This is a genomic window from Streptomyces sp. NPDC051569, assembly GCF_044454085.1.
In the GTDB taxonomy this organism is placed as follows: domain Bacteria; phylum Actinomycetota; class Actinomycetes; order Streptomycetales; family Streptomycetaceae; genus Streptomyces.
In genome coordinates this window covers 32,190-54,295 of the sequence record NZ_JBITDJ010000024.1, presented here as the reverse complement: position 1 = coordinate 54,295, position 22,106 = coordinate 32,190, and the positions used below count along the sequence as shown (strand labels likewise).

At 71.2% G+C, this 22,106-nt stretch carries 16 protein-coding genes; 8 read left to right on the top strand and 8 right to left on the bottom strand.

All coding sequences use genetic code 11. The annotated features are described in order from the left end of the window. Positions 1-45 precede the first annotated feature (45 nt). Complete coding sequence (locus tag ACIBAE_RS26090; RefSeq protein WP_399289930.1) at positions 46-2,247, top strand: MMPL family transporter; 2,202 nt, start codon at positions 46-48, stop codon at positions 2,245-2,247. Between the two features lie 177 nt (positions 2,248-2,424). Here ACIBAE_RS26090 and ACIBAE_RS26085 read toward each other — a convergent pair whose 3' ends face one another. Next, entirely contained in the window at positions 2,425-3,126 is a 702-nt protein-coding gene (locus ACIBAE_RS26085) for a hypothetical protein (protein ID WP_399289928.1), read from the bottom strand. Positions 3,127-3,350: 224 nt separating this feature from the next. Here ACIBAE_RS26085 and ACIBAE_RS26080 point away from each other — a divergent pair, with 224 nt between their 5' ends. Continuing rightward, positions 3,351-3,524: a CsbD family protein gene (locus ACIBAE_RS26080; RefSeq protein ID WP_399289926.1), complete on the top strand. Its 174-nt coding sequence runs from the start codon at positions 3,351-3,353 to the stop codon at positions 3,522-3,524. Between the two features lie 84 nt (positions 3,525-3,608). On the opposite strand, the gene ACIBAE_RS26075 is transcribed toward ACIBAE_RS26080, so the two are convergent. The 5 genes from ACIBAE_RS26075 to ACIBAE_RS26055 all read right to left on the bottom strand — a co-directional run bounded on the left by ACIBAE_RS26075 (position 3,609) and on the right by ACIBAE_RS26055 (position 8,281). Beyond that, the gene (locus tag ACIBAE_RS26075; protein ID WP_399289924.1) at positions 3,609-4,118 is read right to left on the bottom strand and encodes a molybdopterin-dependent oxidoreductase; all 510 of its coding nucleotides are present in this window, start codon (positions 4,116-4,118) and stop codon (positions 3,609-3,611) included. A gap of 179 nt (positions 4,119-4,297) precedes the next feature. Further along, the gene (locus ACIBAE_RS26070; RefSeq protein ID WP_399289922.1) at positions 4,298-4,711 is read right to left on the bottom strand and encodes a molybdopterin-binding protein; all 414 of its coding nucleotides are present in this window, start codon (positions 4,709-4,711) and stop codon (positions 4,298-4,300) included. A 191-nt stretch (positions 4,712-4,902) separates the two neighbouring features. Continuing rightward, positions 4,903-6,372, bottom strand: coding sequence for a flotillin family protein (locus tag ACIBAE_RS26065; RefSeq protein ID WP_399289920.1), 1,470 nt, complete (start codon positions 6,370-6,372; stop codon positions 4,903-4,905). Between the two features lie 169 nt (positions 6,373-6,541). Next, positions 6,542-7,057, bottom strand: coding sequence for a hypothetical protein (locus tag ACIBAE_RS26060; RefSeq protein WP_399289918.1), 516 nt, complete (start codon positions 7,055-7,057; stop codon positions 6,542-6,544). 93 nt (positions 7,058-7,150) lie between these two features. Continuing rightward, complete coding sequence (locus tag ACIBAE_RS26055) at positions 7,151-8,281, bottom strand: PucR family transcriptional regulator (RefSeq protein ID WP_399289916.1); 1,131 nt, start codon at positions 8,279-8,281, stop codon at positions 7,151-7,153. A gap of 226 nt (positions 8,282-8,507) precedes the next feature. Between ACIBAE_RS26055 and ACIBAE_RS26050 the strand changes: the two genes are divergently transcribed. The 6 genes from ACIBAE_RS26050 to ACIBAE_RS26025 all read left to right on the top strand — a co-directional run bounded on the left by ACIBAE_RS26050 (position 8,508) and on the right by ACIBAE_RS26025 (position 19,081). After that, positions 8,508-10,310, top strand: a complete 1,803-nt coding sequence (locus tag ACIBAE_RS26050) for an MOSC domain-containing protein (protein WP_399289914.1) — start codon at positions 8,508-8,510, stop codon at positions 10,308-10,310. A gap of 289 nt (positions 10,311-10,599) precedes the next feature. Continuing rightward, complete coding sequence (locus ACIBAE_RS26045; protein ID WP_399289912.1) at positions 10,600-11,031, top strand: hypothetical protein; 432 nt, start codon at positions 10,600-10,602, stop codon at positions 11,029-11,031. Positions 11,032-11,349: 318 nt separating this feature from the next. Next, positions 11,350-15,105: an Ig-like domain repeat protein gene (locus tag ACIBAE_RS26040; protein ID WP_399289910.1), complete on the top strand. Its 3,756-nt coding sequence runs from the start codon at positions 11,350-11,352 to the stop codon at positions 15,103-15,105. A 485-nt stretch (positions 15,106-15,590) separates the two neighbouring features. After that, positions 15,591-17,174 (top strand): ABC transporter substrate-binding protein, encoded by a 1,584-nt coding sequence (locus ACIBAE_RS26035; RefSeq protein WP_399289908.1) that lies wholly within the window; start codon positions 15,591-15,593, stop codon positions 17,172-17,174. Positions 17,175-17,690: 516 nt separating this feature from the next. Continuing rightward, on the top strand, positions 17,691-18,476 hold the full coding sequence (locus ACIBAE_RS26030; RefSeq protein ID WP_399289906.1) for a transglycosylase family protein: 786 nt from the start codon (positions 17,691-17,693) through the stop codon (positions 18,474-18,476). Positions 18,477-18,565: 89 nt separating this feature from the next. Beyond that, positions 18,566-19,081: a DUF6584 family protein gene (locus ACIBAE_RS26025; RefSeq protein ID WP_399289904.1), complete on the top strand. Its 516-nt coding sequence runs from the start codon at positions 18,566-18,568 to the stop codon at positions 19,079-19,081. A gap of 161 nt (positions 19,082-19,242) precedes the next feature. On the opposite strand, the gene ACIBAE_RS26020 is transcribed toward ACIBAE_RS26025, so the two are convergent. Beyond that, positions 19,243-19,800 carry a hypothetical protein gene (locus tag ACIBAE_RS26020; RefSeq protein WP_399289902.1) on the bottom strand — a complete coding sequence of 186 codons (558 nt, stop codon included), beginning with the start codon at positions 19,798-19,800 and terminating at the stop codon, positions 19,243-19,245. Between the two features lie 116 nt (positions 19,801-19,916). After that, positions 19,917-21,836, bottom strand: coding sequence for an NAD-binding lipoprotein (locus tag ACIBAE_RS26015; protein WP_399289900.1), 1,920 nt, complete (start codon positions 21,834-21,836; stop codon positions 19,917-19,919). Positions 21,837-22,106: the final 270 nt, after the last annotated feature.

Here is a 22,106-nt window from a genome sequence, read left to right as displayed (position 1 = left end):
TCGGCCTTACCGAAGCACCCCACCATTGCTCAGAAGGGAGTCTCCATGGCCATGCTGCTCTACCGTCTTGGAGCCCTCAGCAGTCGCAACAAGTACCGGGTGCTTGCCGGCTGGCTGGTCGCTGTTGCCGCCGTCGCCGCACTCGGCGTCCTCTTCGGCGGGACCATGGTGTCCGCCCGGTCGATCCCGGGCTCACCCGCCCAGGTCGCGCTGAACACCATGGACCGCCACTTCCCCGGCTCGGACAACCAGAGCGCCGAGATCGTCCTCCAGGCGCCGCGAGGGCATGTCCTCGACGAACCTGACCTGCGGACCCCCGTCAACGCGGGGCTGGCATCCGCCGCACACGTGCCCGGGGTGACCTCGGTCAGCAGCCCGGCGGCCCAGACCTCGCCCGACGGCCGTACCTCCGTCGTGCAGGTGATCTTCTCGACGCCGAAGGACGGGACGGTCCCGGCGCGGACGCTGGACGGGCTCAAGCAGACCGGAGCCCAGGCCGAGCGGGCCGGAGCGTCCGTGATCTTCGGCGGTGACGCCTTCAAGGAATCCCCGTCCGCCATCAACATGACCGAGATCATCGGTGTGCTCGTGACGCTGGTGATCCTGGTGATCACCTTCGGATCGATGCTCGCGGCCGGACTGCCGCTGCTGACCGCCATCCTCGGCGTCGCCGGGACCATGATGGCCATGATCGGCCTCTCCTCCGTCGTCGGCATCTCCAGCACCGCCCCGGTCATGGCGATGATGCTCGGCCTGGCCGTCGGCATCGACTACGCGCTGTTCATCGTGTCGCGCCACCGCTCCCAGCTCGCGCAGGGCATGCCGGTGCAGAAATCGATCGCCAAGGCCACCGCGACCGCGGGCAGCGCCGTCGTCTTCGCCGGGACGACCGTCGTGGTCGCGCTCGTCGGACTCACGGTCGCCCGGGTCCCCATGCTGACCTCGATGGGCCTCACGGCGGCGGGAGCGGTCACCGTCTCCGTACTGCTCGCGCTCACCCTGCTCCCCGCGCTGCTCTCCATGGCCGGCGACCGGCTCATACCGAAGCCGGGATCACGCGCCGCCCGCCGGGAAACCCGCACCGAAGCCCCCACCATGGGCACCCGCTGGGTCACCGCCGTCACCCGCCGCCCCAAGGTGGCCGTCGTCACCGTCGTCCTCGGCCTCCTGGTCCTCGCGATACCGGCCCTGCAACTGAGGCTCGCCCTCAACGACAACGGCTCGGAACCGAAGGCGACCGCCACCCGGCAGGCCTACGACACGGTGTCCCATGCCTTCGGGCCGGGCGCCAACGGACCGCTCATCGTCCTCGTCGAGGGCGCTCCGGGCGGCGAGAGCAAGGTCATGCCGACCGCCGACCGGCTGGTCAAGGAACTCGACGGCACCAAGGGCGTCGCCTTCGCCAGCCCCGCCCAGCCCTCGCCCGACGGCCAGGCCGCCCGCATCCAGGTCATCCCGACCACAGGACCGCGCACCTCGCAGACGAGCCATCTCGTCGGGCAGCTGCGCGATCTCACGGAGAAGGCCCAGAACGACAGCGGCACCACGGTCGCGGTCACGGGCATCACGGCGATCAGCGTCGACATCGCGACGAAACTGAGCGGCGCGCTTCTCCCCTTCACCATCGTCGTCGTGGGTATGTCGCTCCTGCTGCTCATGGTGGCCTTCCGCTCCATCGCCATCCCCATCAAGGCCACGCTCGGCTTCCTGCTCTCGGTCGGCGCGTCCTTCGGGTCGATCGTCGCGGTCTTCCAGTGGGGGTGGCTGTCCGATGCGCTCGGGGTGCCCAGCACCGGACCGATCGCCAGCTTCGTCCCGATCCTGGTGATGGCCGTGCTCTTCGGACTGGCCATGGACTACGAGGTGTTCCTCGTCTCCTCCATGCGCGAGCGCTACGTGAAGACCCGCGACAGCCACGACGCCATCGTCACCGGCGCCCGTCACTCCGCCCGGGTCGTCACCACCGCGGGCCTCATCATGATCGCGGTCTTCGCGAGCTTCATGTTCAAGCGGGACCCGAACAGCATGCCCATCGCGCTCGCACTCGGCTTCGGCGTGCTGGTCGACGCCTTCGCCGTCCGCATGACCCTGGTACCCGCCGTCCTCAAACTGCTCGGCGACCGGGCCTGGTACCTCCCCCGCTGGCTGGACCGCATCCTGCCCTCGGTCGACGTCGAAGGAAGCGACGTCGACACCGACCACGCCGGAACCACGGCACCGGCGAAGGAGCCGGCGCTCCACGCCTAGCTCCACGCCTAGTTCCACGCCTGGACGTCGCCGGGAACGGCACTGGTCTTCCGCTCGAACCGGGCCGGACCAGGGCACGGTGCCGGGGCTCGCGAGCCCTGGCGGGATCCGGACGAGAGGTCCTGGACCGGGTGATCCGGTCCGGGGCCTCTCGTCGGCGGTTTCCCGGGCCGCTCCTCAGTCGTGCGTGGACCGGCGGCCGCCGACAGGGTCCACGGCCCGGCCGTCTCCGGTGACCTGTGAAGCCGGGGTGGCCGGCGTCGTGGTGACCGGTGTGGTGGCCGGGGTAGTGGTGATGGCCGGGGTAGTGGTGGTGGCCGGGGTGGTGATGATCGGGGTGGTGCCGACGGGTCCGACGAGCCTGTCGAAGAGCGCGCGGCCGGCGACCATGGCGGTCCGCATCGCCTCGGCGTCCGCCTCGCCCGCCTCAGCCCTCCGGGCCGCCGCGTGCAGCAGCCGGCCGTCCTCCACCCGCTCGGGATGGTGCACGGACAGGGCTGCGAACTGCAGGTCGCGGGGATCGGCGGGAAAGCCGAGGTCCGTCGCCAGCCGGCTCAGCAGCTGATCGGCGCGCGTCGCGACCGCGCCCGGGCAGTCGATGAACTGCTCCTGGAGGCCGTCCCATTGGGCCGCGTACTGCTCGCGCCGCGCCACGGGCAGTGTCTGTATGCGCAGGCCGTGGAAGCGCCGCAGCCGCTCGCCCAGCTCCCGCCCGGCCGCCCTGGCGTCCCCGCCGTGGAGGGCGCTGACCCGGTCGAACTCCGGGCCGAAGCGACGCCGTAGCTCGCGGGTGCCGGCCTGCCTCGCCGGCCGGGCGAGCAGCAGCGCGGTGATGATGGCCACCGCCGCACCGAGGATGGCGAGCGTGATCACGGACATGGGTCCCGCCTTTCGCAGAGCCTCCCTCACGTGCCCTCACGCGAGGCTTCTGTTACAGAGTGTTACCTCGGCGGCGGGCCGTAAACGCGCTCCGTGATCGGAAGGGCCGTCACAGATCGGAAGGGCCGTCACATGAGACCGGGTTTGGCCGCCGAACACCCGGGCAGGCGAACTCCCGTCAAGGAAACGGCTCGCAGCGAAAGCAACAGCGAAGGAGCGCGACCATGACCACCGAGAAGAAGACTTCCGCGAAGGCCCAGCAGGCCAAGGGCGCCGTCAAGGAGACGGCCGGCCGCGCGGTCGGCAATGAACGCCTGACCGCCGAGGGCCGGACCGAGCGCGCCACGGGCGATATGCGCCAGGCCGGCGAGAAGGCCAAGGACGCGTTCAGGCGATGACCGCCCCGTACCGCCCCTTCGGCAGTGGGGGCCGGGCGTGCAGAGATTCGGGGTGATGGCCCCGCGGACGATTCCGCGGGGCCATCACCCGTTTCGCACGGGCCGGTCATCCGCCCGGCGGGCCTGCCGGGCGGATGACCGCTCGGGGACGCCGCAGGCGCCCACCCACACGCTGGTGATCGCGCTGATGTACCGCGCCCCGCAGCGGTCCGAGGGCACCACCAGCTGACTGCCCGCCGACTCCAGGCTCCGCCCGTCCAGGGCCGTGGCCAGCAGGATCGGCACGTCGCCGAAGTCGGCGTCGATCTCCGCCCAGGACAGCACCGTATGGTGGCCGTCCCCGCCGGTGACGGCGAGCAGGAAGCGGGAGCGGTCCTTGCGCCGCCGGGCGTCGAACGCGGGCCGCGCCGCGCCGACGACGTCCCGGAGCAGCGGCCCTTCGAAGATGTGGTGCCGGGGCCCGTCCGTGGCGCAGTCGAAGACCACGTCGGCGCGGTGCTGTTCCCACCGATCCCGCAGGTCCGCGACGGACAGGGAGGCCGGGTACGCGACCTCGCCTCGCAGGAGAAGGCAGGAGCTGCGGAGCGGGCTCATCGGATTCCCCCTCGGAAGGGCCGCCCGCGCCGCGTGCGCGTGACGGCCGTATCCAGGTGATGCCCGGCCGCCGGTCGGCGGAACCTCATATACCAGCCAAGGCCCTTGTTCCGCCTCGCTCATGTGAGGCGTTCCCCCCGAACAGGGTCCTCACAGGCGGGACTTCACCGTCGGGGGCCTTACGGTCGCGGCAACACGCCCTGGCGGTCGATGTGCACGTCGGTCGCCTTCACCCGCGCGGTGACCGTCGTACCGACCTGGATGTCCAGTTCCTCGACGGCCTCCCGGGTCACCAGCGACACCACCCGGTGCGGCCCGGACTGGATCTCCACCTGGGCGACCACGTCATCGACCACGACGGCGGTCACGATCCCGGCGAAGGAGTTGCGGACCGAGGTGAGCACCTCGTCCGGCACCGGACGCGGCCCCGCCGCACGGTCCTTGGCGAACGCGGCGAGGCTCGCGCCGTCGATCACGCGGCTGCCCGAGCCGTCCCGCTCCATGACCAGCTGCCCGCTGTCGGCCCACCGGCGGACGGTCTCCGGACTCACCCCGAGCAGCCCCGCTGCCTGGCCAATGCTGTACGACGGCATCCGGGCACTTTACGGGGTCGTACGGCGAGGGGCCCGGTCGACAGCTCGCCGACCGGGCCCCTCGCCGGTGCCGTACGCCCGTCAACCGGCGCCGTACACCTCAGGCGACACCTCGCGTGACACCTCAGGCGACACCTCACGCGACACCTCGCGTGACACGTCACACCTCGCACCTCACGCCTGGCAGGCGGTCAGTCCGTCACCTCGATACGGCCGTTGGCCGCGCTCCCGTTCGCCTCCGTCGCGGGCACGGCCCCCGTCGCCGGCGCCGGTACGACGGCCTTGCCCGCCGTCCGGCCCGCCGTCATGCCCTTGAGCAGCTCCGCGAGGTCGACCCCCGTGGTGGAGCTGAGGAGTTCGACGCCCTGAGCGACGTTGTCCGCGACGGTACGCGCCAGCTGCCCGGCGCCGTCCGTCGAGATCACCGTCATCTTGTCCACCGCGCTGAGCGGCTCGGACGCCTTCGCCACCACCTGCGGCAGCACCTCGACGAGCATCTGGAGGACAGCCGCGTCGCCGTACCGCGCGAACGCGTCCGCCTTCTTGTGCATCGCCTCCGCCTCGGCCGCACCCTTGGCGCCGATCGCGGCGGCCTCCGACTCGCCCTCGATCCGTACGGCGGCCGCGAGCGCCGCGCGGTGCGCCTTCTCACCCTCACCGGTCAGCCGCGACCGTTCGGCGTCGGCCTCGGCCTGCTTGACCTGGGCGATTCGCCGGGCCTCGGCCTCCTGCTCGGCCTGGTAGCGGGCCGCGTCGGCGGGCTTACGCACCTGGGTGTCCAGGACGCGGTCGGTCAGCGCGGCCTGGCGCTCGGCGACCTTCTCCTGCTCGCTGAGCACCTCCTGCTCCCGCGCCGCCTGCGCCAGCGGGCCGGCGGCGGCCGCGCGCGCGGCCGCCTCGTCCGTCTCCGCCTTGATCTCGGCCTGCTTCAGGTAGAAGGTCCGCTGGGCGATCGCGATCTCTTCCTCGGCCTTGAGCCGGGCCTGTTCGGCGGCGCGGCGCGCCACCGCCTCGGCGATGTCGGCCTCCTGCTTGGCCCGCGCGGCCTCGGGGCGGCCGAGGTCCTCCAGATACGAGCCCTCGGTGGTGATGTCCTGGATCTGGAACGCGTCCAGGACGAGCCCCTGCCCGGACAGGCTCGCCTCCGCCTCCTCCGCGACCTGCCCGGCGAACGCGGCCCGGTCGCGGATGATGTCCTCGACCGACATACGGCCGACGATGGAGCGCAGCGCGCCGGACAGCACTTCCTGGGTGAAGCCGACGATGCCGCCCTGCTGCTGGAGGAACCGCTGCGCGGCGGCCCGGATGGAGTCCTCCGTACCACCGACCTTGACGATGGCGACGCCTTCGAGGTGGGCCTTGACGCCGCGCAGGGTGACCGCGCCGCGCACGGCGACCGGGATGTGCCGGCTGGACAGGTCGAGCGTGAACTTCTGCTGCACGAACGGGACGACGAAGACGCCGCCGCCCACCACGACCTTCTGGCCGCTGACATCGGTGAACACCCGTCCGGTGGACGGGTCGGTGGCCTGCTTGCCGCGGCGCCCGGTGACGATGAACGCCTCGCTGGGCCCGGCGACCTTGTAACGCGTGATGACGACCAGTGCCAGCAGGACGACGAGTACGACGACCCCCAGCACGGCGATGACGACTGGACTCATGGCTCTCTCCCCTTCGGTTCGCGGGAGGTCCCGCGAGATGGTGCGGTGACGATCGGTGTCGGCGTCCGGCGTTCGAGACGATCAGCGTCCGGCGTTCGACGGGGCGGCCGACGGTTCCGGCCACGGCTTTTCGGCCGACAGGTTCCGGCTACGGCCCGGCGGGAGGCGGTCAGCGCTGAACGAGCCGTACGGAGACCGATGTCGCGGACAGCGTCGACTCCACCCACACCTCGGCGCCGTACTCCACGGGCTGTGCGCACTTCGCGCTGAACTTGACGGGCTGTCCGCCGAGCCGCAGCATCACTTCGCCGTATCCCGAGACCGGAATCGCGGTGACCACCGTCCCGGTGGTGCCCACCAGATCGTCGCCCCGAGGCGTGGCGGTGGTCTGATCGCGCATCAACGCCCGGCTGAACTTCCAGGTCAGCCAGGCGGCCCCGAGACCCGCCACCGCCCCCGTGACGACGGCGGGCCCGGGACCGAGATCGGTGGTGCCCAGCACGATCGCGCCGCCGAAGCCGAGCATCGAGACGAAACCGGCGATGACGGGCAGCGACAGCAGACCGTCGAAGATCCCGTCCAGCGCGCCGACCCCGTCGAAGAGACCTTCCAGTACCCCGTCGAAGACGAGCGACAGGGCGAGAAGCACGATCCCCGCGATGCCGAGACCAAGAAAAAATGTCATCGGACCCACCTCCCCCATTGCTGCGGGTTCCCCTTGACCGCAACGATCTTCTCATCCCCGGGCAGTCGAGGACATTGCCGGAACCCGGCAGTCTTAACGCGTTCTTGATGCCGACTCCACGAACGTCTCCGCGGGCCAGTTCAGCAGCCTGGCCCCGATCACCGCCGTCTGCAAGGTGTAGCGATGCACGGGATCGGCCGGGTCCGCGCCCGTCAGCTGGTGAATCCGCTCCAGGCGGTACGTCAGCGCCCTTACGCTCAACGACAGCCGCCGCGCCGCCTCGGCGGCCACACACCCCGCGTCGAAGTAGGCGGTGAGCGTGTCGATGAGCGGCTGGGCGCCGCCCCGCGCGGCCTCCAGCGGGCCGAGCGCGCTGACGACCAGCTCCGTCAGGGCCTGCCGGTCGCGGGCGAGGACCGGATAGACGAGCAGGTCGGCGGCGTGCAGCACGGGGTCCTCCAGGTCGAGACGCTCGGCGAGGTCGAGGACGTTCAGCGCCTCCTCGTACGAGTGCACCACCCCTCCCACCCCGGGCTGCGGGCGCCCGATGGCGACCCGGCCGCCCTCGGTGGCCGCGTACGCCCGCTTGGCGAAGTACCGGAGCACCTCGTCCTGGTCCCCCGGCGCGACACACACCAGCCGGCCGGCCTTGGTGGTCAGGAGAATGCTGCGGTCACCGAACCGCCCGATGAGGGCCCGCTCCACGGCCCGGGGCACCTCGTGCCCTTCGTCGTACGCCTCAGGTCCCTCGGCGACCGCCACGGTGTGCGCGTGCGCGAACCGCAGCCCGAACCGCTCGGCCCGCTCCGCCAGCCGCGTCAGATCGCTGCGCCCGTACAACAGGTCGTCGATGAACTCCCGCCGCGCCGTCACCTCCTGCCGCACCGCCAGCCGCTGCGCCCGCTCGTACCCCTCGGCGAACGCGTCCACGGCCTGCTCCACGGCGGCCAGCACGCTGTCGAACGTGTTCATGGCGGCCATGGTGCTCGTGGCGTCCGTGCCGCTCGTCGCGTTCATCTCGGGCCAGTGCGCCCGCGCGGCGGCGAGATGCGCCCCGACGAGCCCCCGCAACCCGTACCCCGCCTCGGCCGCCCGCTCCCCGAGCGCCCGCCGCCCCCGGATCTCCTCCCGGGTGAGGCGCCGCCCGGTGGCGGCGACGGCCGTGAGGATGCGGGGATATCCCTTCAGATACTCCTCGGGTATCCGCTGCCCGTGCCCTGTCATCCCTGCCCCTTCTCACGTGCGGCCATCCCTGCCCCTTCTCACGTGCGGCGCGCTCGCACCTCGGTACAGATTGTCGTGCCTCATGGGCCGTCGACGCCCCCGTGGTGCCCCCGGCTTCGCTCAGGCCGCACCTGGACCGCGCTCAGGCCGCGTACCCCGGCCCGCGTTGTTAGCGTGGAAGTACCCGATCCGACGCGAGGCGAGACCATTGGCCAAGCTGACCTCAGTGAACGTGGGAATGCCGCAGGACGTCGCCTGGAGCGGGCGGACCGTGCGTACCGGGGTGTGGAAGCGGGCCGTCACCGGGCCCCGGATGGTGCGGCGGCTCAATATCGACGGAGACGGCCAGGGGGATCTCGCCGGACACGGCGGGGAGTCGCGGGCCGTGCTGGTCTACCAGACCGACTCGTACCGGTACTGGGCGAAGGAACTGGGCCGCGACGACTTCGTGCCCGGACAGTTCGGGGAGAACTTCACGGTCGACGGTTTGCCGGACGACGAGGTCCGCATCGGTGACCGGTACCGCGTCGGCGGTGCCGTCCTTGAGGTCAGCCAGCCGCGCGTGACGTGTTACCGGGTGGGCCTGCGGATGGGCGAGCCCCGGATGGCCGCCCTGCTCGTGTCCCACCGGCGGCCCGGCTTCTATCTCCGGGTGGTCACCGAGGGGGAGGTGGAGGCCGGGCAGGAGATCGTCAAGGTCCACTCCGATCCCGCCGGGATGACGGTCGCCGAGATCGACGCGCTGCTCTACCTGCCCGGGCACCCCCGGGACGGCGTCGACCGCGCGCTGCGCGTCCCGGCCCTGAGCCCCGGCTGGCGGACTTCGCTGGAGGCCCTTCGCGAACAGGCGGACCACCAGCCCGCCGGGACGAGCGGTGCCGGGGCCGGCAACGCGGGGCTGGCGCAGGCCGCGAGCGGTCCGCCGCCTGCCTGGGCCGGATTCCGGCCGCTCACCGTCACCCGGATCCGCGCGGAGAGCCGCAGCGTCGTCTCCCTGTGGCTGGCCGCCGCCGACGGCTCGCCCCTGCCACCCCCGCTGCCCGGTCAGGCCCTCACGCTGCGGCTGCCGCCCCGGAACGGAGAGGGGACGGGGGACGGAGAGGGGGCTGGGGACGGGGCGCCGCTGATCCGTAACTACTCGCTCTCCGGCCGGCCCGGCGCCGCCCGGTACCGGATCAGCGTGAAGCGGGAACCGCACGGAGCGGCCAGCGGGCTCCTCCATACGCGGGTGAGCGTCGGCGACACCCTCGACGTCGGGGCGCCACGCGGCACGTTCTTCCTCAGGGACGGCGAGGGGCCGGTGCTGCTGCTGTCCGCCGGGGTCGGCGCCACGCCCGTCATGGCGATGCTGCACGCGCTGGCCGACGCGCGGTCGGCGCGGCAGGTGTGGTGGCTGCACGGCGCGCGCGACGGTACGGAGCACCCCTTCGCCCGGGAGAGCCGCGCGCTGCTCGACCGGCTGACGGACAGTCACTTCTTCGTCTGTTACAGCCGTCCCTCGGACGACGACCGGGCGGGCCTCGACTACACCGCCCGGGGGCGGCTATCCGCCGGACTCGTCGGCGGGCTCGGGCTGCCGGCGGACGCCGACGCGTATCTGTGCGGCCCCACGGCGTTCATGAGCGACCTGACGGCCGCGCTCGGCTCGGCGGGGCTGGACGGCGGCCGGATCCACACGGAGGCCTTCGGCGCGGAAGCGGGTCTGACGCCCGGGGTGGTCTCCGGGGCCGGGGCCACGCGCGCGCCGCACCAGCCCGACGATCACCCGGGCACGGGCCCGGAGGTGTCCTTCGCCCGCACCGGCCTCACCGTCCCCTGGAGCCCGGACCGGGAGAGCCTTCTCGAACTCGCCGAGGCGTGCGACGTACCCACCCGGTGGGCCTGCCGTACGGGGATCTGCCACACCTGCGAGACGGCGCTGCTGTCGGGCGACGTCGACTACTCCCCGGAACCGATCGACGAGCCGGCCACGGGCGATGCGCTGATCTGCTGCTCGCGGCCTGCCGGGAGCGTGGTTCTCGACCTGTGAGGTGGGACGTTCGCCGCCGGTGCGTAAACCGCGCGGAGGCACGCTGGTGCCAAGGACGCCCGATCCGTCGCGCGTGCTGTTACATCTCCCGAAGCGGAATGTTTCCCTCGCCTCGGGAGGTGGCGCCTTGCCCGACAGCCCCAGCGATCCCGTGCCTTCCGGGGGTGCTTCTTCCGGCGGCGTCCCCTCCGGCGGCGTCCCTTCCGGTGGTGCTTCTCTCCGTCGCGTACCTCCCCGCCGTCGCTCCGAGCCGCTGCAGCGGCTGCTGTTCGGCGGCGTGTACGGGACCGTGCTCGCCAGCACTCTCGCGTCCGCCCTGGGGCACGACAGCGGGCCGGCGGATCCTGGATACGACGTGGTCTGGGTGCTGTTGGGGGCGCTGACGTCGGCGATGGCACACGGTTACGCCCATGCCATCGCCCACCAGGTGGCCGACCACGCGCCGATCACGGCCAACGCCGTGCGTTCCATGCTGACCGAGTGGCCGCTGGTGGTCGCCGTGCTGCCCACCGCGGCGGCGCTGCTCGGCGCGTACGTGGGGTGGTGGGGGGAGAACGCCGCGATCAATTTCGCCCTGACCCTGAACACCGTGGCGCTGTTCGGCTGGGGTTTGTGGGCGGCGCGGGTGGCGGGCCGGGGCTGGCCGGCATCGTGCCGGGCCGGAGGGGTGGACCTGCTGCTCGGGCTGGTCATCGTGGGGGCGAACGCGCTCAGCCACTGAGTCGTCCGGTCGACCGGTCCGCCGCCACCCCGGACCGCGCTATGTAACACGTTTCGCAAAACCGCAGCTCAGAGCCTGTGTCCGAGATATCCCGGCAAAGGCTGATTCAGGGCTGTTTACATGACGTGACGATCAAAAACAGGGAACATCTGGGTTTCCTCCTTCCCTCCCGGTAGTTGAGATGTGAACGTTTGCCCGGCTGTCGATCAATTGCGCGGCTATCGCTTGCGCACTCGAAAGTGAGGTCAGGCACTCGTGGAGATATCAAGACCCATGCGGACGCGTCTGCGTCCGCTCGCCGGAGGAGTCGCGGGACTGGTGGCGCTGAGTACGCTGTCGGTGCTCGGGGCTCCGGTGGCTTCCGCCTCGACCGGACCCGACGCGTCCGTGGTGCGCTCGGGCGACGGATGGACGGTGACCCGGGCCGCCGGCGGATACGTCGTGTCGCTGGAACTGGACACGGCTCTTCCCGTCAAGAGCGACCTGCCCGAACTGGTGGCCGACGGCACGGACCTCGGTCCGGCCGTGGAGTCCGTCGACGGGCACACCCTGACGGTCACGACGGCCGACGCCTCGGTGGCCGAGGCCAAGAAGATCACCTGGCGCTGGTCCACCGGCGGCAACAGCACCGCCACCGGCCCCACCACGCTGCTGTCGGCCTCGGCCCAGGCGAAGGCGCGGAAGCTGACCGAGGCCACGGCCCAGGCCGGCGCCGGCGCGAGGGTGAACGGGAGCGCGAGCGGTATCGGCGGTTCGGGGACGACAGCCGACGATCCGACGACCATCGGCACCGGGTCCTACACGATCGCCGACTACAACTTCGGCGCCCAGTCGATCCCGCTCGCGGGCATCGGCGGGATCCGCGGCGAGTTCGAGGGCCGTATCTACCTGCCCACCGACGGCAAACCGCACCCGGTGGCGATCTTCATGCACGGCCGCCACAGCTCCTGCTACAACACCACCACCCTCCGGGGCGCGAGCGGCTGGCCCTGCGCGGCGGGCACGGCCCCGATCCTCAGTTACGCCGGGTACGACGGCGCCGCCGAGGCACTGGCGGCGGACGGCGTCACCGTGGTGTCGATTTCGGCGAACGCGATCAACTCCAACGACAACCAGCTCGCGCCGGACAACGGTGCGCGGGCTCGCGGGCAGCTCGTCCTCGACACGCTGACCATGCTGAAGAAGGCCAACGCGGGCGAGGCCATCTCGTACCGCGACGCGGCGAGCGGCCAGGACGTCTCCCTGGAGCAGGCGCTGACCGCCGGGGACGCCACCTACCCGGGCGGTACGGTGACACCGGCGCGGCTCGTCGGCTCCATGGACTTCGGCTCGATCGGGCTGATGGGACACTCGCGCGGCGGCGAAGGCGTCGTGGCCGCCGGGGCGCTCAACGCGGCTCTGCCGCAGCCCTGGAACATCACGTCCGTCCTGCCGCTGGCGCCGGTCGACTTCACCCGCACCACCCTGCCCGACGTGGCCACCACCACGATGCTGCCCTACTGCGACGGCGACGTGTCCGACCAGCAGGGGCAGCACTTCTACGCGGACTCGCGGAACGCGTTCTCCGACAACGTGCTGCGCTCCGACGTCTGGGTCATGGGCGCCGACCACAACTTCTTCAACTCCTGGTGGACCCCGCCGTCCCCGGGCGGCTCCGACGACTGGTCGAGCGCCGGTGACGCCGTGTGCGGGACGAACGCCACGGCCCTGGCCTCCGGCAAGAACATCCGCCTCACCGCGGAGCAGCAGTACCAGGTGGGCGCCGCGTACATCTCCGGGTTCTTCGAGGCGACCCTCGGCGGCCGGAGCCAGTTCCGGGCGCTCTTCGACGGCTCGCAACTGCTGCCGCCCTCGGTGGCCGGCTTCGCCGATGTCCGTACGGTGGCGCAGCAGCCGTCCTCCACGCGCCGCGACGTCACCTCCTTCATGACCACGAGCCCGCTGATCGGCACCTCGGCGACGGCGGCGGCGACGATCTGCGCCAACAAGTCCGGGCGCACCGTGCCGCAGCCGTATCCGCTCTGCACCAACCCGGGCAGCACCCTCACCAACCAGCAGCTGCCGTACTGGACTCCGGCGTCGTTCGCGCCGAACGTGCCGCTGAACGTCATGACGCACCTGACCTGGACTGCCACGACCGGCTCGCTCGGCGTGACGCTGCCGGCCGCCCAGCAGAACGTGTCGGGCTACGACGAGATGACCGTCAGCATGTCGCCGGACGAGAGCGTCACCACCGGCACGGACATGACGCTGAGCGTGGCCGACTCCGCCGGTCGCACCTGGAGCGCTCCGGTGTCCGGGCTCAACCCGTGGGGCGTCACCAGGATGCCCGCCAGTGGGGCTTCGCAGCTGGGCAAGATCGTGCTCCAGCAGGTACGGGTCCCCACCGCGACGCTCGCCGCGGCCGGGCTCGACCTGACGCACGTCACCCGGGTCACCTTCACCGGGGCCGTCGGCGCCGACGGTGTGCCGGCCGGCGGCGTGTACCTCTCCGACCTCGTCTTCGGTGACAAGGGCCTGGGCACACCGGGCGCGCGGAAGCGGACGAGCGTCAATGTCGCGTCGACCGTGACCGAGGAGGGCAACGGCCCGGGTGCGGCCGGGGCCGCCGTGTACCTGTCGGAGGCCAGCACCTCCCCGGTCTCCGCGTACCTCACGGTGGTCGGTTCGGCGACCGGCAAGGTCGGGCTCGCCATGCGGAAGGTGACCTTCGCCCCGGGGACGACCTGCCAGGTCGTCGACATCCCGGCGGTGGGCGACAGCCTCGCCGGAGCGGCCGCCACCACCGCGTACAAGCTCGGCGTCTCCAACTCCGCCAACGCGGTACTGGGAGAAGCCGACTTCGGCACCATCACGGTGCGCGAGGACGACGGTCTGACCGGGACGGCGGTCGCCGCACCGGCGGCAGGCGTCCAGGGTGACGCCTGCGCCGAGTACGAGGCGCTCTCCCGGCCGGGCACGCTGAGCGTCAGCGACGCCAGGCCGGAGCCGGGGGCCACGGTCACCGTCGGCGGTTCCGGCTACCGCGACGGGGAGAGCGTGGCGTTCACGCTCGGCTCGGCGGTCCTCGGCAGCGCGGTCGCCGCGAGCGACGGCACGGTGTCCTTCCAGGCCGCAGTCCCCGCAGAACAGCCCTACGGGACCGCCACCCTCAGCGCGACCGGTGCGGGCTCCGGCTACACCGGGACGGCGGGTGTCGAGGTACTCGCCACCACCGCGACGGCGCTCGGCCTCAGCCCGACCGCGCCGAAGATCGGCGAGGCGGTCACCTTCACGGCGACGGTCGCCGGTCAGGGCACCGAGGGCGGGACCGTGACCTTCCGGAACGGCACCGCCGTCCTCGGCACGGCCAAGGTCACCGGCGGCTCCGCCTCCCTGAAGGTGGCGGCCGGCTTCAAGGACGGGACGCACAGCTTCACCGCGGCCTTCGGCGGCACCGCGACCTCGGACACCTCGACGTCGGATCCGGTGCAGCTGGTGCTGACGAAGGGCCAGAGCTCCATCGCCATGGCCCTGGTGTCGAAGTCGGCGAGCTACGGTCACGCGGCCTCCGGTGTCTTCTCGGTGGCCGGGGCGAAGAACGGCACGGTGACCGTGTCGTACGGGACCGGATCGCTGACGGCGAAGGTCGGGTCGACCGGGGCGGGCACGTTCACGCTGCCCGCGTCGCTGTCCGTCGGCGCGCACACCGTGTCCGTGCGCTTCACAGGCACCGACACCGTGGCCCCCAGCGGCATCGCGTCGCAGAAGCTCACGGTCGTGAAGGCGAAGACGACGACGTCGCTCACGCTCTCCAGGACCAAGCTGGGCCAGGGGAAGTCCGAGACCGTCAAGATCGTGGTCGGCGGCCACAGCGCCGCCGCCTACCCGACCGGCACGATCACCGTGACGGCCAAGGTCGGCGGGAAGACCACGACCCGCAAGGTCAGCCTGTCGGCCGCCAAGAAGGGCGTGATCAGCTTCTCCATCACGCTGCCGAAGAAGAAGGGCACGGCGACGGTCACCGCTGTCTACTCGGGCAACGGGAACTTCCTCGCCAGCACCTCGTCCCGCAAGCAGGTGAAGCTCACCTGACGCTCGTCCGCCGACAGGCGGCAGGCGGCAGGAGGTAGTCGTCCACGGGGGAGGGGCAGCCGGTCCCTCCCCCGTACGGGCGTCTCCGGCAGGGCCACCGCGAGTGATCGGGAGAGCCCGCACGCGGCACACGTGACGGCCCCACCGGACTTCCGGTGGGGCCGTCCCCATTTCTCCGCATACCGAAGCCGCACCGGCCGCACCGGTGCCTCTCTGTCGGCCGGTCAATTCGGGTCGGCTCCAACGCCCTTGTGTCCTGCGGCTAATCTCGGCGCCAGTGCCTCCGCGTCGAACACCTTCGCGGAGCTCCGGTCCCATCGCCGTCCACGGGGAGTGAATCCTCTCCTGATGGCGGGGCAGCAGTACTCGGACGCGAGCCCGTACCGGGGCCGGGTCGTGGGAGCGGAGCGGCACTTCTTGGCCCCTTCCGGAAGCGCGGACCTTCCCCGCGCGGCCGGCCGAAAGCGCGAAGGCGAAAATTTGTGATGGCACGTGTGAGGTGGACGACCGTCCCGGTCGCGACCGGGCTCGCGGTGGTCCTGCTGGGCGGTTGCGGCAGCAGCGGCGGTTTCGGCAGTGGAGGCACCGGCGAATCCCTTGTCGTCGGCATGTCGGACGGCGTCCTGGCGACGGATCCGGCCTCGGGTTACGACCCGGGGTCCTGGCTGGTCTTCAACAACGTCTTCCAGTCCCTGCTCAGCTTCCGTGGCGGAAGCTCGACCCCCCAGCCCGAAGCGGCGAAGTCGTGCGCGTTCGAGGACGGGCAGGCCACTTACCGGTGCAGGCTGCGCGACGGCCTGACATTCAGCAACAGCCACAGCCTCACCTCGGAGGACGTCAAGTTCTCCTTCGAGCGGGCCATCGGCATCAACGACCCTGACGGGCCCGCGCCGCTGCTCTCGACGATCGACGACATCGCCACACCCGACGAGAAGACCGTCGTCTTCCACCTCAAGGTGCCCGACGCCACCTTCCCCAGCAAGATAGCCTCGGGAGCCGGCTCGATCGTGGACCACCGGGAGTATCCCGCGCGCAGCCTGCGTACGGACGGCAAGGCGGTCGGCTCGGGACCGTACAAACTCGAATCGCTCAACGAGAGCAAAGCCGTCTTCTCGGTCAACTCCGACTATCACGGGTCCGCCCGGGTCAAGAACTCCGGCATCACCCTCAACTTCTTCCAGGGCGACCAGAAAGCTCTGGCGTCGGCCCTGCGGAAGGGCGAGATCGACCTCGCCTACCGAGGTCTCACCGCCCACGACATCTCGACCCTGCGGGACTCCGCGACGGCCGCCGACCAGGGCATCGACGTCGTCGAGGGCTCCAGCGCCGAGGTCCAGCATCTCGTGTTCAACATGAAGGACCCGGTCGTCGGGAAGCTCGGGGTGCGCCGGGCCATCGCGTATCTCGTCAACCGCGAAGCCCTGGTCAGCCAGGTCTACGAGTCCACGGCCAGCCCGCTGTACTCGATCGTCCCGGCGGGCATCACCGCCCACAACACGGCCTTCTTCGGGGCGTACGGGGGCAGCCCGCAGCCCGACAAGGCCGAGGAGGCGCTGCGCTCCGAGGGCATCAAGGGCAAGGTGAAGCTGACCCTCTGGTCCACGCCGACGCGCTACGGACCGGCCACCGACGAGGAGTTCAGGGCCATCGCGCAGCAGCTCAACGACAGCGGGCTGTTCAAGGCGACCGTGAAGTCGGTCCCGCTGGGGCCGTACGAGGAGGCCATCGCGGCCGGCGAGTACGGCGTCTACGTGAAGGGCTGGGTGCCTGACTACCCGGACCCGGACAACTTCACGCAGCCGTTCTTCGGCAAGGACAACGTCCTGCAGAACGGTTACGAGAACAGCGACATCACGGACCGCATCATCCCGGGGACCGCAGCCCGGGCCAACCGGGCCGCCACCGAGGAGGATTTCGGCGAGCTCCAGGATCAGGTCGCCCGGGACGTGCCGATCCTGCCGCTCTGGCAGGGCAAGCAGTACGCGGTGGCCTACGAGGGCGTGACCGGGCTGGAGATGACGCTGGACGCTTCGACCGTCTTCCGCTTCTGGGAACTCAGCAAGCACTGAGCCGGGCCCGCCGCCACGCCGAGGAGCAGCACGGGAGGACATGCGCCCCACGAGCCTGACCGGGGCCATGTCCGTGCCACGCCGAGCGTTCGGCGCCGGGCCGCAGGAGCGGCCCCATCACCGCCGGGGGCTCCTCCGACGCCCTGGTGATCCAGAATCTTCGAGTTCCCGCCACTCCGCACCCCGGCGCCCCGGCAACGCGCGGGACCCTCGGCGGCCGGGTGCCCCTTCGGCACGGGCGGCCACGGCGCTTGTCCGACCATCGGCAACACGTACGGCAGCCGGGGGCTCACCGCATTTCTGCGGCGGGGCGGGCGCGCAGGCGGCCACGCGTACCCCGGCGAGGTGGCGCATGACGAAAAGTCCTGGCCGAGGCGCCCACCCGGGTGAAAGAGCCGCACGTCGGACTCATCAGACCCACTGAAAACCATATTGGCGGGTTACCTGGTGTGTGCCCACCGGCCGTGGCGATCACCGCGCCACGGCGACACCGGAGCACAGCGGAGGAATACCGTCATGCCGTCCTCATCCATGCCGTTCTCATCCACGGCGTCCCCCTTCACGGCGTTCTCCTTCATGTCGTCGTCCCTCGCCAAGCGGTCCGTCGAAGCGGGCCTGTGCCTGCTCCTGATCCTGCTGAGCGTCCTCGGATTCGCCGGCCGGAGCACCGCGGCGGTCGTCAGGCCGTCAGGCCCGTCGGGTACCGACTGGGAACGCGTCGCCGACTGCGAGAGCAACGGCCGCTGGCACATCAACACAGGCAACGGCTACCACGGCGGCCTGCAGATCGCGCCGTCGACCTGGCGTGCGTACGGCGGGCAGCGTTACGCCCCCCGAGCCGATCTCGCCTCACGGGACGAACAGATCGCCGTCGGCGAGCGCATCGTCCAGGACCGTGGTCTCTCCGCCTGGCCCACCTGCGGTCGCCGTGGTGCCGCCGGCCGCCCGGGAAGTACCACCTCCGGCAGTGCCCCGTACCAGCCCCCGCCGACAGCCCATGAGCCGACGCGGCGCCCCCACAACTCCGCCGGCTCTTCCGGCAGCCTCAGTTCCTCCGGCTCCTCCGGTTCCTCCGGCTCCTCCAACTCCGGCAGTGCCGACCATGCGTCGGGCGGCTCCGGCGCCCTGGGTGGTTCCGACGGGCACACCTACGTCGTGGAGCGGGGCGACTGCCTCTCGGTCATCGCGCAGCGCGCCGACGTACCCGGCGGCACCGAGGCCCTGTACGAGCTGAACAAGGACATCCTCGACGAGGGCCCGGACCACATCTACCCCGGACAGCGCCTGCGCCTGCACGCCTGAGACGCGGGAACCGGCGGCCAGGGTGCCCCTTCGGGGCGACGCCGCAATCCGGTGGCATTTGTTCCCGGCCGAAGCGATCATGAGTGACCGTGACTGTCGAGAAAACCCTGGCCAAGATAGATGACGACCTCGCGGCGGGCCGTCTCCCGATGGCGCGTCAGCGCCTGCGGGGGCTGGTGTCCTCCTTCCCGGCGGACCTGACACTGCGAGTAAGGCTCGCGGGTGTCTACCGTCAGTTCGGCGAGCCGGCGCAGGCCGGACGCTGGGGCTACCTCGACGCCGGCCGTCACCCGGGGGAGACGGCCGCGTTCGAGGCGCACTACCGGACACCGGCCGACCGTATGCGGGCGCTGGCCTGGCACGGCCCGGAATCCGCGGCGGGAACCGCTTTCGCCCGAGCGGAACTCGCCGCGGTACGGGCCGCGGCGTCGGAGTCCTTGGGCAGAGAGGTCGTATGGGACCGGGCGGACCCGGTCCTCGAAGAGCCGCCGAACCCGCCTTCGGTGACCGGCGACGGTCTCTTCATCGGGGGATGTGTCGCCGTCGTGCTCGCCGTCGTCGCCCTGGCGTGCGTCGGAATCGGCACGCTGATCGCCTGGTGGTGAGCCGGGCTCCTGCCAGGGCCGCCACCCGGTGCTGGTGGGCGAAGTTCTGGCGGCCACGGCCGACGCCATGACCTTCGCGGCCCGCTCCGGCGGACTCGCCGGTCCTGCCGGCCGTGTGGCGGAGGAACGCCCAGCGAGGGGCGTGAACCGCCGGACAGGACCTAAGGCTGGGCTTCCTCGAACCGGGCGTCCAGGACGGCGTCGAGCTCCGCCGTCCACTCCTTGAGCCGCTGCCGGGACGACGTCGTGATCTCGGCCTCGTACCAACGCCGTCCGGTCGTGTACACCGTGACGGTCAGTCGGCGGGCGAACCTGGCGGTATCGATCTCCACCGCGCCGATCTCGTCCCAGAACAACTCGGCCTCTTCGCCGTCCAGGCGCATGGTGATCCCGGCGCGGTCGGCCGTGATGGAGCCGCGGCGGTCGGAGGCCTCGAAGACGGGACCGGTGTCGCCGTCCTCTTCTCCGCGTTCTCCGCGTTCTCCGCGTTTCCCGTCGACGCCGTCCCCATCCTGGGGCACGGCATCCTGGGGAACGGCGTCCTCGGGGACGGCGTCCTCGGACGGCTGTTCCGTGGTCTGCTCCGCCTCCCGTTCCGGGGCCGGCTCCGCCGTCTGCGCCGCCTCGACAGGGCGCGGGGGCGTAAAGCCGGGCACGAATGCGGGATCGGTCCCGGCTGCTTGCACGGGCGGGATGGTCGGACCTATGCGCTGCTCCACGTCGAGCAGTATGGCCGATGAATCTGTGTGTCGACGCGGCGGGGCTCAAGCGCAGCCCACACCAAGGACGTTCACCCCTGAGCCTGTCCCCGTACGGCCCACCGGCCGATCCGCCCTCAGCTCTCCGCGACCACGATCACCCAGTCCTTCTCGCCGAGTCGCACGGTCTCCCGTTTGTCGGGGTTGATCCGGACACCGTAGAACGGGCCGGTGGCCGCCTGCGTGTGAAGGCGGTAACCGATGGCGCAGTGGTGCTGTCGGCGCGCGGATTCCACGACCGTGGCGTAGGTGACGGAACGGCCGGGCAGGACGTAGTCGGTGGCGGGTTTGAGGTAGATCTCGCTGCCGTCGGCGGTGAAGAGAGCGTCGAAGAGATCGGCGAGGTGCCGGTTCTGGGAGATCTGGGTCATCAGCAGACTGATCAGCCGGCCGCTGACTATGAAGTCGGCGCCTTCCCGCACCGGGGCGAGGAGGCGGTTTCGGTCGTCGGACATCTCCGTGACGACGGACAGCTTCCGGCCGGTGGTCTCCTCCAGAGCCCGCAGGTGCAGCAGCGTGACCAGCGTCTGGTTGTCGGTGTCGGCGGTGTCGGCGCCGGCGCCGGGGGTGGGGTCCACGGCGTCCGTACGGTCGTAGCCGAGGACGATCACCCCGTCGTACGAGGGCAGGTCCAGCCGGGTCAGGGTCAGCGACTCCGAGATGTCCCCCCGGTGGAAGGTGATGTCGAGATGGGCCGCTTCCGCGCTGACGGCGCCTGCCGCGCGGACGACCGCCTCGTCGCCGTGGGCCACGATGTCGAGACTGGAGCCGTGGGCCACGTACCGGTCGAGCTGCTCGACGATCACCCGGGCCCGGCGGTTCCAGCCCAGGAGCAGCAGCCGCTCGGTGGACGGTACTCGGGGGCGGGGCGCGGTGATCGCCGCCTTGTCGACGGCCGGCGGCTGAGCCGCCAGGACCGCCATGTCGTCGTCCCGGGTGATGACGATGAGCTGGTCGTCCGAGCCGATCGGGCAGGCCGGCGGGGGGTTGAGGTCGACGGAGCCGTCGGCGCGCAGCAGACCGACGACCGACGACGTGGCGTACGAGAGAAGGGCGTCGCCGAAGGTGCGGCCGACGAGCGCCGGTTCGGTGACCATGTAGAACTCGTCGCCCGCGAAGTCCAGCAACTCCTGGTAGACGAGGGAGAGTCCGGGCTGGCGGGAGGTCTGCACCACGAGCCGGGCGGTGATGTCGTCGATGTTGAGGACCCGCCCGCCGGGCCCGGCGGCCAGCGCGGCGGCCATGTGGTGGCGGGCATCACGCACCGCCGCCACCACGACGGGCCGGCGGTCCCCGGGTGTGGCCGCGTTGAGCGCGAGGAGCGTCTTCACCACCAGGGCGTCGTCCTCCTCACTGCCGTGCGACAGCACCAGGACGGCATTGGCGGTCCCCGGGCTGACCCGGGTGAGAACGGCCGGGTCGGTGACGGAGCCGTTACGGCAGATGACCCGCGTGCTGCCCGTATCGCCGACCTTGGTGCTGATCTCGGTCTCCATCTCCACCTTGTCCTTGGGGGAGAGGATGGCGACGACGGCCTTGCGCCGATTGGCGTTGGCGGCCACCAGCTCGGAGACGACCGGGAACACCTGGTCGGACCAGCCCAGCAGCACGGTGTGCCGTTCCTCCACGACCGTGGAGCGCCCCAGTCGCAGCGACATGATCTTCGTGTTGATCCCGGTGGTGATCAGACTGACGAGCGTGGAGACGAAGAGCAGGGCCACCAGGGCGAGCAGCACGGACAGGAGTACGTAGAGGGGCGGGCCGACCGCACCCCCGATCTTGAGGGTCTCGCCGACGCTCGTCCAGACCGCCGCGAGCCGGCCGGAGAGGGTGGCCGGAGTGTTCCGTCCGGCCCACACCAGACCCACACTCGCCGGGACCACGATCACCAGGCAGACCAGGGTGAGCCACCCCAGTAGCGCGGAGGTGCTGCGTGCCATGACGTTGTCGAACTGGTACCGCACGCGCAGCCAGACGGATGTCGTGCGCTCTGCCATACCGGGCTCCCCCAAGCAACGGACAGTGATCTGAGGCTGTCAGCCAGGCGGCACGAATTCCACGCTAGCGTGCTGGTGGGCGCTCCGAGAGGATGATCGTCAGCCCCACCCGAACGCGTGAGTGATCGACAGCATTTCCTAGTGGGCGGGGCGCGGGCGGGAACGTGAAGGTGCCGTCGAGTACGTGGGTACTCGACGGCACCTGTGGTCCGGGCCCGGTCCGGGTCGGGTCAGCCGGTCGGTCCGGTCGGTCCGGTCGGTCCGACCCAG

Bases quoted from the DNA above. Each gene is read 5' to 3' on its own strand.
- ACIBAE_RS26090 (WP_399289930.1), top strand. From the start codon at position 46: ATGGCCATGCTGCTCTACCGTCTTGGAGCCCTCAGCAGTCGCAACAAG.
- ACIBAE_RS26085 (WP_399289928.1), bottom strand. From the start codon at position 3,126: ATGTCCGTGATCACGCTCGCCATCCTCGGTGCGGCGGTGGCCATCATC.
- ACIBAE_RS26080 (WP_399289926.1), top strand. From the start codon at position 3,351: ATGACCACCGAGAAGAAGACTTCCGCGAAGGCCCAGCAGGCCAAGGGC.
- ACIBAE_RS26075 (WP_399289924.1), bottom strand. From the start codon at position 4,118: ATGAGCCCGCTCCGCAGCTCCTGCCTTCTCCTGCGAGGCGAGGTCGCG.
- ACIBAE_RS26070 (WP_399289922.1), bottom strand. From the start codon at position 4,711: ATGCCGTCGTACAGCATTGGCCAGGCAGCGGGGCTGCTCGGGGTGAGT.
- ACIBAE_RS26065 (WP_399289920.1), bottom strand. From the start codon at position 6,372: ATGAGTCCAGTCGTCATCGCCGTGCTGGGGGTCGTCGTACTCGTCGTC.
- ACIBAE_RS26060 (WP_399289918.1), bottom strand. From the start codon at position 7,057: ATGACATTTTTTCTTGGTCTCGGCATCGCGGGGATCGTGCTTCTCGCC.
- ACIBAE_RS26055 (WP_399289916.1), bottom strand. From the start codon at position 8,281: ATGACAGGGCACGGGCAGCGGATACCCGAGGAGTATCTGAAGGGATAT.
- ACIBAE_RS26035 (WP_399289908.1), top strand. From the start codon at position 15,591: ATGGCACGTGTGAGGTGGACGACCGTCCCGGTCGCGACCGGGCTCGCG.
- ACIBAE_RS26030 (WP_399289906.1), top strand. From the start codon at position 17,691: ATGCCGTCCTCATCCATGCCGTTCTCATCCACGGCGTCCCCCTTCACG.
- ACIBAE_RS26015 (WP_399289900.1), bottom strand. From the start codon at position 21,836: ATGGCAGAGCGCACGACATCCGTCTGGCTGCGCGTGCGGTACCAGTTC.